The sequence below is a fragment of the Nocardia transvalensis genome, from assembly GCF_015477765.1.
Classification (GTDB): Bacteria; Actinomycetota; Actinomycetes; order Mycobacteriales; family Mycobacteriaceae; genus Nocardia; species Nocardia transvalensis_A.
Genome location: NZ_JADLQQ010000002.1, coordinates 597,689 through 610,709 on the forward strand (window position 1 = coordinate 597,689; position 13,021 = coordinate 610,709).

At 65.6% G+C, this 13,021-nt stretch carries 5 protein-coding genes; 2 read left to right on the plus strand and 3 right to left on the minus strand.

Going from position 1 to position 13,021, the window contains the following annotated elements; all coding sequences use genetic code 11:
* Position 1 precedes the first annotated feature (1 nt).
* The 3 genes from IU452_RS06840 to IU452_RS06850 all read right to left on the minus strand — a co-directional run bounded on the left by IU452_RS06840 (position 2) and on the right by IU452_RS06850 (position 2,525).
* A complete protein-coding gene (locus tag IU452_RS06840; RefSeq protein ID WP_195108023.1) occupies positions 2–1,207 on the minus strand; it encodes a DUF6545 domain-containing protein in 1,206 nt (401 codons plus the stop codon).
* Positions 1,208–1,210: 3 nt separating this feature from the next.
* A complete protein-coding gene (locus IU452_RS06845) occupies positions 1,211–1,642 on the minus strand; it encodes a regulator (RefSeq protein ID WP_195108024.1) in 432 nt (143 codons plus the stop codon).
* Between the two features lie 295 nt (positions 1,643–1,937).
* Positions 1,938–2,525 (minus strand): hypothetical protein, encoded by a 588-nt coding sequence (locus tag IU452_RS06850; protein WP_195108025.1) that lies wholly within the window; start codon positions 2,523–2,525, stop codon positions 1,938–1,940.
* A 384-nt stretch (positions 2,526–2,909) separates the two neighbouring features.
* Here IU452_RS06850 and IU452_RS06855 point away from each other — a divergent pair, with 384 nt between their 5' ends.
* Both IU452_RS06855 and IU452_RS06860 read left to right on the plus strand, forming a co-directional pair.
* A complete protein-coding gene (locus IU452_RS06855; protein WP_195108026.1) occupies positions 2,910–11,372 on the plus strand; it encodes a type I polyketide synthase in 8,463 nt (2,820 codons plus the stop codon).
* Between the two features lie 32 nt (positions 11,373–11,404).
* Positions 11,405–12,973, plus strand: coding sequence for an NAD(P)/FAD-dependent oxidoreductase (locus IU452_RS06860; protein ID WP_195108027.1), 1,569 nt, complete (start codon positions 11,405–11,407; stop codon positions 12,971–12,973).
* Positions 12,974–13,021 lie beyond the last annotated feature (48 nt).

The following is a 13,021-nucleotide window of genomic DNA, read 5'->3' on the forward strand; positions in this document are numbered from 1 at the left end:
ACTATGCGGCAGTAGGTGTTTCCGCCGCGAGGTCGGCCGAGAGGAGCAGCCGCTTCGCGGGCTGCCACAAACGAAGCAGTATCTGTTGATCGGGTACGTCCGCCCTGCATACGGTCGGCTCGTCCGCCGGTTCGCCACCGTTGCCGGCGAGCCGCTCGGCCGCCATGACCAGCTCGGCGACCATTCGCATGTCTTCTTGGTCGATGTCGGGGACGGCGGTCTCGATCAATTCGTCGACGACGGCCGGAAGGGGAAGCACATATCGGGCGACGATCTGTGCCGCATCATGGATTTCGATCCGTCGGCGGTACAGGCGCTCCTGCGATGAAGCGTTCCAATCGTCGGCCCACTTCGGCCGGAATACGACCTGCGGTGCGGCGGCGGTCAGATCCCGCCACAGCGGATACAGCCGGCGTGCAGTGCGCGAGTCGCGATCCAATCGCAGCAGCTGCGCGACGGCCTGGGCGGCGGACCGGGCCAACACCACAACCAGCGCGGTGAAGACGAACAGTCCGGGCTCGCCCGAGGCGAGCCCATCGGAGACGAAGTCGTAGATGCGGTGGGTCAATTCGCTGCCGACCCCCGCCGCGGCCAAGGCGGCGGACACAACGAGCAAGCACACGGGTAGGAAGTGGGCAACGCCGAAACACACCACGGCGGCCACCATGATCCGCTCCCACAGCGTGGTCGTCCGCCAACCCGTAGCCCGATGTTTCAGTACGACCAAGTAGCACGAAACCACTACCGGCAGAGTCGAATACAACCCGATGTAGACGCCGTACCGCCAACCCCCGTAGTCCGCGATGGACGCCATCCCGTGCGCCCGCGCCGGACTGCTCAGCGCCAAGAACACGACGCCCACGGCCACCGACAGTGCGATCACGATCTTGAACCGGATCCGGAAATGCACCCGGCCGTACTCGTGGAATATCACCATCCCGAGTCCGCACGCCCAGGCCGTCACGGTCAGCCAGTGCCAGGTATCGAACACCGTGGGTAGGCCGCCGGGTACGACTCGGGCCACCTGGAGGGCGATGACCGGCTCACGCAGGATGGCTGCTACTGCATCCAATCCCAGCGCGGTGTTGATCAGGCTGCCGAAAATGGAGGTGCGCGGCGTCAGGGCGGGCCGAATGATCGCAATGCCAATGATGAACACCGTCGCCGGCATCGTGGCCCAGGTCGGCAGGTGGTCGTACGGCCACATGCACTACAGCTCTTTCAATATCGGGTCGCGACGGGGTCCGACGCTTCGGGCGCGGAATCCGATCAGCGTTGCCAACAGCTCGGCTTCGTACTCTTCGCTCGAGGCGTAGCTCGACAGCCCACGGGCGGCGCGGACGGCGGAGGGGTCGATCTCGTGGTCCAGCGCCAACCCACTGGTCAGTCCCGTCCATGCCACAGCGGGGATGGACGTGTCCCGCCCGTGGCCGAGCAGCATATGACTGACCTCGTGCAGAGCCACGTGCAGTTCTATTGCGGGATCGGACGACTGCCGAAGAAGGACCACGTCGCAGTCCCTGCACGCCAGCCACAGCCCGCACAACCCCACCGGGGCGCTCGGCGGGAGCAGCAATCTCACGATGGGGCGCCCGCGTGTCTGCTCGACCGACGAGATGAACTCCTCGACCGTCCAGTCCACCGGGAGCTCGAGACGGTCGACAAGTGAATGCAGCCGGGAACGCGTAGAAATCTGACCTCGGATGAGTTTCCGCCCGAGCGCGGAGACGCGGGTGGATGCAAATCGGGGTTCAATCACTATTCCCCCCTCACACCTTGCAAATCGGATCCCAATAGTCCTCGAGGCTAGCAGGTCGACCGGGCTCGGTCGTGCCCCCAGTAGTCACGGCCGACCGACCTAGCGGCCGCTCGAGCCCGAGCTATACGTTCACTGAATCCCTTGCCGCGCAGGGACTCTCGTCATCGAACGGGTGCGCTCATTCGGTGCGCCTCTCGTCGGGGCCGGTATTTTCCGGTCCGGATTCGCGCCTCGTGTGTGTAGGTTCAGCGACATGTTGCAGTGCCTGCAGCAACTGGTCGATCGCCGTCTTGGGAAAGATCAGCTGATAGCCCTCCGTGTGGCTGCGTGCCCGCTTCAATTCGATGCCGAGCCGGTCGAACTCGGTCACGAGATCCACCACAGACCTGTGCTTGCGAGCCAGGTTCTGCAACGCGCTCACTCCGCTCTCGACGTCGTCGTGCCCTGCCGCCGCGGTGGAGTGCTCGACGGCGGGCGATCCGAGCGTGCCGCCGTGATACAGCGCGGCGGTCGCGCTCCCGGGCGGCAGTCCCAGCGCCTCGAGTGCCCGGTTGTATTTGGCCTCGGTGGTAGCGCTGATGGTGTCGACCTGTCCGCTCTCGATCCGGGACTGGACATTCCGGGTAGGACCACCCAGGTCGTGGATGCGCTGGTGGGTTATCAGCTCATCGGGAAGATTGCGCTGCCGGAACGCCTTCAGCTGTCGGCCGAACCGCTGTCCGTCCGATTCCCCGCTATGAGGCTTCACGGTCTCTTCGACGCCCATGGCGAGCACGATACCACTTGGCTGTGCAGAGCTACCCGCCGTGCACTATTCCGTCGTCACACCGTGTTTCACGGTGGCGCAACGACCCCGGAACTGTGGGCATGAGTCGAGTGCCGACGCACAGTGGTGCACATCGATGCGTTGACATGAGCATCCCTGGCTCGTTACGCTCGTCCGCGAGCACAGGTCCTGGCACCAGACATGAAGTGGACATCACTATGTGGCCACAGACGGCTTCCCTCCCGGGATGGATGGACGCTTCTCGCGGGTGCACCGATTTCTACGACTTCTACGACGTGTTGCGGTCGACTCCGTGCGCCGGTGGCGACAAATTGGCCGCATTTTTGGCGCATTGATGTGTGGATAACAAACGAAGGTCATGCGATGAGTTCTATTCAAAGGTCCACGATCGAGGACGTGCCGACCGCGCACGAGGGCATTGCCGTAGTGGGGATCGGTTGCCGGTTCCCGGGACAAATCGACAATGTCGACGACTTTTGGCAGCTCCTGCTCGAGGAGCGGGATGCCATTCGAGACGTCCCGGCGGAACGGTGGACGGCCGAGGCCTTTTACGATCGCGACGCGAATCGGCCCGGGCATCTGCGCACGCGATCGGGCGGATACCTCGACGACGTCGCGTCATTCGATGCACACTTCTTCGGCATCACGCCGACCGAGGCCGCCAGGATAGATCCGCAGCAGCGCCTCTTTCTCGAGACGACCTGGGAAGCGCTGCAGGACGCCGGAATTGTTCCCGAACGCCTCGCCGGTACCAGGACCGCCGTCTACGCCGGAGTCTCCGGCCACGACTACGGGATCATTCAGCTCAATCCCGAGAACCGTTATCTACTCGGTGGCCACACGATGGCCGGTATCACGAACTGTATTGTGGCCAACCGCGTCTCGTATTTGCTCGACCTTCGCGGTCCCAGCATGATCGTGGACACGGCATGCTCGTCCTCCCTGGTCGCAATTCACCTGGCGTGCCGCAGTATTCGCTCCGGCGAGGCGACGATGGCGATCGCGGGTGGCGTGGGTGCGAATATCTTGCCCGAGACCACGATTGCGTTCAGCCAGGGGACATTTCTGTCGCCCGACGGCCGATCCAAGTCGTTCAGCCGATCGGCCGATGGTTACGTCCGCAGCGAGGGCTCGGGCACGGTCATCCTGAAGTCGCTGTCGGCGGCCATCGCCGACGGTGACCGCATCTACGCGGTGATCCGCGGTAGCGCGACGAATTCGGATGGTCGCACGAATGGCATCTCCGTGCCGGGCGAGGAATCTCAGGCGCAGATGATTGTGGATGCCTGTCGCGACGCGGGAATTGCTCCGGCCGACATCGGTTATGTCGAAGCGCATGGAACGGGAACGCCGGTCGGTGACCCGATCGAGGCGCGGGCGCTCGGAAAGGCGCTGTCGGCCGGACGGAACGGGCACGGACCGTGCATCGTCGGCGCGGTGAAGTCGAATTTGGGCCACCTCGAGCCGGCGGCCGGAATCGCCGGAATGATCAAGGCGTGCCTGGTCGTCAACAAGGGTGAGATCCCCGCGAACATTCACGCGGAGGAGCCGAACCCGGCGATCCCGTTCGACGAGTTGGGACTGCGGCTGGCTACGGCCCGTCAACCGTGGCCCGAGGGTCGGCCTCGCCTGGCGGGTGTGAATTCGTTCGGATTCGGCGGATCCAATGCCCACGTGATCCTGGAGGCCCCTCCGGAGGACGCGCCGAAAGCGAACCGGGACAGGGTAACCGAATCCACGGCGCACGAACCGGTGCTGTTCGGTCTCAGCGCGAAGTCGAAGGACGCGCTACGCGCGTACGCCGACGTATACGCCGACTTCCTCGACGAGCCCACCGCAGCGGCGGCGCTGCCCGCCATCGCCTCCACGCAGGCACGGACGCGATCCCATTACGACCATCGCCTTGCCATGGTCTGCTCGTCCGCCGATGAACTGTGCACCGCCCTGCGCGACGTGGCGGGTGGCTCGTCGCCCGAGGCGGTGCGCAGTGGTGTGAAAACACCCGCTGCCGCCCGCGTGGCCTTCGTTTTCTCGGGTCAAGGCCCGCAGTGGTGGGGCATGGCGCGTGAGCTGCTCGATCGGAGTCCGGTGTTCCGGCAGACCGTCGAGCGTGTCGATGCCGAGCTTCGCAAGCATGCCGACTGGAGCGTGATCGAGGAGCTGCGCCGCGACGAGGCCGACAGCCGGATCGGCGAGACCTTCATCGCCCAGCCCGCGGTGTTCGCCCTGCAGCTCGGATTGGCGGCGTTGTGGCAGAGCTGGGGCATAGTCCCCGCGGCCGTCGTCGGCCACAGCATCGGTGAGGTTGCCGCCGCCTGTGTATCGGGAGCGCTGTCGTTCGAGGATGCGGTGCGGGTCATCTTCCATCGGAGCCGGGTGCAGCAGAAGGCTTCCGGCAAGGGGAAGATGCTCGCGGTCGGCCTGCCGCTGGATGAGGTGGAACCCCGGATCGCCGAATACCGCGGGCGGGTGGCGGTCGCGGCGCTCAACGGTCCGGAATCGGTTGCCCTCGCGGGGGATCCCGATGCACTCGAGGAGATCGAGAGCGCACTGAGCGAGGACAAGATCTTCTGCCGCATGCTGCAGGTCAGTGTGGCCTTCCACAGCCACCATATGGATCCGCTGCACGACGAGCTGCTGTCCTCGCTGTCCGGACTCACCTCGGGTGAGGCTGCGGTGCCGATGTATTCGACCGTCACCGCGGACGTCGTGCCCACCGGCGGGCTCGACGCCGAATACTGGTGGCGAAACGTGCGCGAGCCGGTGCGCTTCGCGCCCACCATCGATCGCCTCATCGAGGACCAGCATCTGGCGTTCGTCGAGTTGGGGCCCCACCCGATCCACGCGACCGCCATCGGGGAACTGCTCGGAAAACGGCAGGCCAAGGGGGTTGTCGTCGGATCACTGCATCGTAAGCAAGGCGACTGCATCACCCTGTTGAACTCGCTGGCTTCGCTGTATGTGGCAGGGTTCGACCCGGATTGGGACACCGTGTTCGACGGGATCTCCGAACGCGTGCCGGTGCCCTTCTATCCGTGGCAGCGCGAAACCTACTGGCTGGAATCGGCACGGTCACGCGGCCACCGGTTCCCGTCGCTGCGGCATCCGCTCGTCGGGGACGAGAGCCGCATCGCAGTCGCCGACGAGCCGGGTAAACACGTGTGGGAACTGCGACTCGACCCGGTCCGGTACCCGTGGCTCGACGATCACCGTGTCCAAGGGCCCATTGTCTTTCCGGCGGCGGGACACCTGGACATGGTGATCGGCTGTGCGGAAGACGCGTTCGGTGCGGGCGCGTACTCGCTCGAGGATGTCGAGTTCCGTCGAGCCCTTTTCGTTTTCGACGACCGCCCGGCTCCGGTGGTGCAGGTGGTGCTGACCGAGGCGCTGCACTTCTCTGTGTACAGCCGTCAGGACGGCGACAAGGACTGGAGTCTGCACTCGTTCGGGACGCTGCGCCGCGGTGCTCCCACCGTCGAACTCCCCACATCGCTCGCGGAACTCCAGGCCGCGTGCACCTCCGAGGTCGATCCTGCGGAGTTCTACGCCGAACTCCGACACAACGGCCTGTCCTTGGGCCCGACATTCAAGGCGGCCGTCGAGTTTACGCACGCCCCTGGCCGATCTCTGGCTCGGCTCGAGACGCCCGCGCCCTCCGCGGACGATGCGCCGCGCCATGCCATCCATCCCGGACTGCTCGACTCGTGCATCACCTCGCTCGCCATGGTGTACGACGACGTCCTGGTGAGTGATGATCCGAGCGGCGCGGCCAAAACGCTCTTCCTTCCGGTCGAGGTCACACGGTTCAGCTTTTACCGGAGGCCGAGCAGTACCGTGTACTGCTACGGGCGCGCACGCCTGCACGGGGACCCGAATTATCGCGAGGGCGATTTCTTCATCCTCGCCGACGACGGAACGGTCGTGGCCAAGTTCGAAGGCCTGAGGCTCAAGTCCATCACCCGAAACACCGATTCGGACGACGACCTCCTGCAGTCGTTCTACGACTTCCATTGGCACCCGGCACCCCTACACACGAAGACGCGCATCCCGGCCGATTTCCTGCCGTCGGAACAGGACTTGCACACAGCCGTCGATCCCTTGGTCGACGAGCTGCGGGAATGGTCGGTCAACAGCCACTACCACGCGGTAACCGAAGTGGAGATGAATCGGCTGTGCCTCGAGTACGTGACCGAGGGCTTCCACCAGCTGGGCATGGACCTGTCGAAGGGCCGGCGCTTCACGCTCGACGAGGCCGCGGCCGAGATGGGAGTTCACGACAAGCACCGGCGCTACCTCGGCCGCCTGCTGGAACTGCTTGCGCTGCACGGGATCGTCGACGACGACGCCGGCACCTGGGAGGTGCTGACCGCGCCCGAGCGTGTCGATACCGCCTCGGATCTCGCCCGGCTGCGCAGGCAGTTCGCCGAATGCGAGAGCGAGTTCGCGGTGCTGGAGCGCTGCGGAAAGGAACTGGCCGCGGTTCTTCGCGACGATGTCAATCCGGTCGAGCTCATCTTCCCGGAGGACGAGTTCGAATCGGTCGCCGATCTCTACGGGACCTCGTTCTCGTTCGAGAAGACCAATCGCATCGTCCGCCGAATCGTCGCGGAGGCGCTGCGGGCTCTACCGAGCGACCGCCCGGTGCGCGTGCTCGAGATCGGTGCGGGCACGGGCGGCACGACTCGCCATGTTCTCACCGAGCTGCCTGCCGACCGTTCGGAATACGTGTACTCGGATCTCTCCGAGCTGTTCCTGGCCAAGGCGCGCGAGCGGTTCGCCGAGCACGATTTCATGGACTATCGAATCCTCGACATCGAGTCCGACATCGAGGCGCAGGGCTTCGATCCGCACTACTTCGACATCGTCGTGGCGTCGAATGTCCTGCACGCCACCGCGAGTCTGCGGGACACCCTCGACAACGTCAAACGTCTGATGACGTCGCAGGGGCTGCTCCTGATCGTCGAGGGGGCGGTGTCGCCGCACTGGGTCGACCTGACCTTCGGTATGACCGAAGGGTGGTGGAAGTTCGCCGACCACGACCTGCGGCCGAGCTATCCGCTGTTGTCCGACGCGGCATGGCGCGAGTTCCTGCCCACCGCGGGCTTCGAGCACGTCCAGGTCTTCTCCGAGAGAGCCACTTCGGAACAGTCCGGCAACTCGGTGGTTCTGGCGCGCGGCCAGGCGTTGGACCTCGAGCCCTATCAGCCGCGCGTCGAGCAGGGGGCCTGGGTCGTCCTGGCGGATGCGGACGGCGTCGCCGAAAGCTACCTGGAGCTGCTCGGGGAGGCTGCCGCCGGCAGTGCCCTGGTCACACGTGGCGAGGCCTTCGAGCAGGTCGACGCGCGGACGTTCCGGGTGCACCCGACGAGCAGCACGGACCTCGAGCGCGTCTTGGAGCACGTACGCGAACAGGCCGGAGCCGTGGCGGGCGTGCTGCATCTGTGGAATCTGGATTTCGCCGGGCGCGATCTCACCACCGAGCTGTTGCCCGCGGTGGAACTCCATGGCGCCTACAGCGTGATCGCGCTGGCGCAGGCGGTTCAGCGGTTGGAATGGTCCAAGGCTCCGCGGTTCTGGGTGGCGACATCCGGGGCGCAGATCATCGATCGGACCGAGCGCGCCGCGCCCGCACAGCTTCCGAGCTGGGGGATTCTCCGGGTGCTGTTGAACGAGCAGATCAGTCTGCCGGCGAAGATCATCGACCTCGACCCCGCGACGCCGGATGCCGGGCAGCGGGCGTCTCAGCTCTTCGATGAACTGCTGCATGTGCAGACCGCAGACGAGGAAGTTGCGTTCCGGGGCGACACGCGGTTCATCGACCGTCTCGAGCACGTCTCGCTCGCCGAGTTCGAGGCGTCTGTCGCGACACCTGTCCGGGTGTCGGACGACACCCCGTTCGCGCTGACCGTCCCCACCGAGCCCGGTATCGACGAGCTTCGGTACGAGGAGCAGGCCCTGCCCGCCCTCGGCCCGAGCGATGTCGCCATCCGGCCGTCGGCGACCGGTCTGAACTTCCGCGACATCATGCTGACGCTCGGGGTGCTGTCGGAGGGTGCGACCTTCGGCGGGTTCTACGAGAAGAACCTCGGCGTGGAGTGCGCCGGCGTCGTCACCGAGGTCGGGCCCGAGGTCGACGGGCTTGCCCCGGGTGATCACGTGATCGCCTTCGCCCGTGGATGTTTCGGCTCCCGGGTGATCACCGACGCCCGGCACGTCCACAAGATGCCGTCGAACCTGTCGGCAGTCGAGGCGGCGACGCTGCCGATGGCGTATTTGACCGCCTGGTATGGGCTGGTCGAGGTGGGCCGGTTGCGTACGGGCGAGCGGGTGCTGGTGCACGCGGCCGCCGGTGGTGTCGGACTTGCCGCGGTCCACATCGCGCACCGGCTCGGCGCGACAGTCCTCGCCACCGCAGGCAGCCAGGAGAAGCGGGACTACCTGCGCTCCCTGGGTGTGGAAGCGGTCTTCGATTCCCGGTCGCTGGCGTTCGCCGACGAGATCCGGCAGCGCTACGACGGTATCGATATCGTGCTGAATTCCCTTCAGGGCGAGACGATTCCGAAGAGCCTCGAGCTGCTTCGCCCGCGCGGACGGTTCGTGGAGATCGGCAAGAAGGACATCTACGAGGACTACAAGCTGGGCCTGAAGCCGTTCGGCAACAATCTGATCTACGCCGCGGTCGATATCGACCGCATGCTGCTCGAAGATCCGGCGCTGTGCCGCGAGGCCATGACGGAAGTTCTCGAACACGTGGCGAAGGGCACGCTGCCGCCGTTGCCGCACACCGATTTCGGTGCCGCGGACGTGGCCTCGGCGTTCCGGTATATGGCGGGTGCCAAACAGATCGGCAAGGTCGTCGTCGAGTTCGATTCGGACACAGAGGTTTTGGTCTATCCGACCGCGACCGGTGACGCGTCGTTCGAAGCCGAGGGCACCTACCTGGTCACGGGCGGGTACACGGGCTTCGGTCTGCGGACCGCGCAGTGGCTGGCCGACAAGGGCGCCGGCACCGTGGTGCTGGCCGGGCGTCGGGCGCAGGTCGATGCCGAGAACGAGTCGATGATCGCGGCGATGCGGGAGGCCGGCGCCACTGTGGTGCTCGAACGTGCCGATGTGTCGAGCGAGGCCGAGGTCGTGGGGCTGCTCGAGCGGATGGCGGAGCTGCCGCCGCTGCGGGGCGTCTTCCATTGCGCGATGGTGCTCGACGACGTGGCGCTGACACAGATGACGGAGGAGCAGTTCCTGCGCGCCGTGCGGCCGAAGGTCGACGGCGCATGGCACCTGCACAACCACACGCGTGAGCTCGACCTGGACGCCTTCGTCATGTACTCGTCGATGAGCTGGTACATCGGCACGCCCGGTCAGGCCAACTACACGGCGGCGAACGGATTCCTGGAAGCGCTGGCCGTGCATCGCCGCGAGCTCGGACTGCCTGCCCTGACGATCAACTGGGGTGCCATCGGGGAGGTCGGGTTCATTGTGCGCAACAAACTCGACACGCTCGCTCGGATGGGCTGGAAGGCGATCGCACCGGACAAAGCGCTCGGTTTCGTCGGGCGGTGTCTGGCCCAAGGCGTCGACCGCGCCAGCGTATTCGGAGTGGACTTCGTGACGATGAGCCAGGTGATGCCGTCGTTCCGCAGCTCGCTACGGCTGGCGCATCTCGCCGTGGACGGCACCTCGGGCTCCGCTGCCACGTTCGGTACCGAGAGCCTGCGTGCCGAGCTCCTCGAGCTTCCGGAGGACGAGCGAGAATCGCGACTGGTCGCGGCACTGTCCGAGCAGATCGCGCGGATCTTCGACATGCCGGTCGATCGCCTGGCCCATGACGTTGCACTGACCGACCTCGGCATGGACTCGCTCATGGCCGGCCAGATCCGCAACGTGCTGGCCAAGCAGCTCGATATCGACTTCCCGACAATGGGTCTCATGCGCGGACCCACCCTGGTCGAGCTCGCCACCGAGGTCCTCGCCCACGTCTTCGACACCGCGTCCGGCGCGATGCCCGCGGCCGGGGTGGACGCGGGCGGCCCGGAACGCTGGATCCGCTCGATCACGGGCCGATCCGATACGGCGACGCTGCGCGTGTTCGCGCTGCCCTTCCTCGGCGGCGGCGCATCGGTCTTCACCCCGTGGCCCAACCACCTGCCCGACAACGTCGACGTGGTGGGAATTCAATACCCGGGCCGCGAGAACCGCATCGATGAGGTTCCGATCGACTCGATGCCGGAGTTCGTCGCGGAGCTGGCCGATGCCATGCTGCCCTATCTCGACAGGTCGTTCGTGGTCTACGGGCACAGCATGGGCGGACTGCTCGCCTACGAGCTCACCAAATACCTCGAGCAGCAGTTCGCCGAGGTGCCGATGAAACTCGTCATCGGGGGATGGCCTGCACCCCCGCTGGTCGAACGTTACGTGCGGAGCCTGAAGAACATCGACAACCTCCTCGACATGGACCGCGAACCGGATAGCAGGGTGCTCGAAGTGTTGCGGGACAACGGTCTGTTCTCCCAGCACTTCGATGACGAATCGGCGGTGAAGTCGCTGATGCCGGCGGTCCGGGCGGATCTGAAGATGCTCGGGATGTATCGCTTCGACGATGGTGTCGCGTTGCGTGCCCCCATCACGGTCCTGCACGGTTCGGAGGATCCGTTGTTCACGGTGGATCAGCTCCAAGGCTGGGAGCAGCTGACGGTCGGCCGGTTCTCGCTCACGACCGTTCCCGGCGGTCACCTGTTCATCCAGAACGCAAGCGCGCAGGTGATGCGGACCATCGCCCAGGAGCTGTCCGCCGAGAACGCCTACCCGATGTTCACCAAGCTGTGACGCGCGCCGAGTAACTCGAACGGAGAGGAACAATGAAACCGATCGACCGTTACGAAGTCGTCGTGTGCGGCGGCGGCCTGGCCGGACTGACGTTGGCGCGGCAGCTCCGGCGTGCCATGCCCGACCTCACGGTGCTGGTACTGGAACGGACCGCGAGCGATATCGCCGACGGCGCCCACAAGGTCGGCGAGGCGACGGTCGAAGGCGGTGCGCATTACCTCACCGAGCAGCTCGGTCTCACCGGCTACTTCAACAAGCGGCACCTGCACAAGCTCGGGCTGCGCCTGTTCTTCGGCGACCCGCAGGGACCGTTCGAGGCGCGGCCCGAACTCGGTGCGCGGCGGTTCCCGCGGGTGCCGTCGTATCAGATCGACCGCGGCATCCTCGAACGGGATCTGCGCCTGGGCGCCCGCGAGCTCGGCGTCGATCTCGTCGAGCGAGCCAGGGTGCTCGATATCGAGCTGTCCTCGGACGGGGATGATCACGTCGTCCACTTCGAGGTGGGGGAGGAGGGTTCCGAACGCTCGGTCCGGGCGCGCTTCGTCGTCGACGCGTCCGGCCGGCAGCGGCTGATACAGCGCAAGCTCGGCCTGGGGGCCCCGAGTCCGCACAAGATCAATGCGGCGTGGTGGCGCTTCCGCGGTGAATACGACGTCGAGAAGATGGCGGGGGCCACCAGCCCGACGTGGACGCCGAAAACGCAAGAGCGCCGGTGGTTTTCCACCAATCACCTGATGGGCCCCGGGTATTGGGTGTGGATGATCCCGCTGTCGTCGGGGAATACGAGCATCGGCATCGTCACCGACGAGAATGTCCACCGTTTCACCACGTACTCGACGGAAACGAAGGCGCGCAATTGGCTCGCCGAGCACGAGCCGACACTCGCGTCGTTCATCGAGAAGGCCGAACCGCTCGACTTCTTGACGGTGCGCAACGCCAGTTACGCGTCCAAGCAAGCCTTTTCGCACCATCGATGGGCCTGCGTCGGTGAGGCGGCGGTCTTCCTGGACGCCTTCTACAGTCCGGGGACCGATTACATCGCCTACACCAACACCATCACCACGCGCCTGGTCGAACTCGACCGCAAGGGCAAGCTGACCGCCGAGGTCGCCGACACCTACAACCGGCTGCTGCTCGAGGATCTCTGGCCGAACTGGCTGCCGGTCTACCTCGACAACTATCCCATCTTCGGTAGTGCGCCGGCCATGTTCACCAAGGTCCTGTGGGATACGTCGTTCTACTGGGCGCTGCCTTCGCAGCTGCTGTTTCGCCGCCTACTCGCCAACGAGGACGCGGCCGCGGAGTTCCATCCCATTGCGACGAGGTTCCGTGGCATTCAGTTGCGTATGCAGGAGAGTCTGCGGACGTGCGCCGCGCAGGCCGCTCAGCCGGAGAAGTACCTGTTCCTCGAGTACAGCAAGGCACCGTTACTCGCCGAGCTGCACCTGGATCTGCTCACCGACAAGACCGCCGATCAGTGCTTTCGCGATATGCGGCGCAATGTCGACCGCTTGGAATCGTGGGCGGGGGCGTTCGAGCAGGAACTCGCCAAGGGGTATGACCTTCCCCAGCCGGAGCCGGGCGCGGTCACCGTCCGGTAACGGCACCGAATACGGTCGCACGGAAGCCTCGCTCGGGTACGCTCCTCA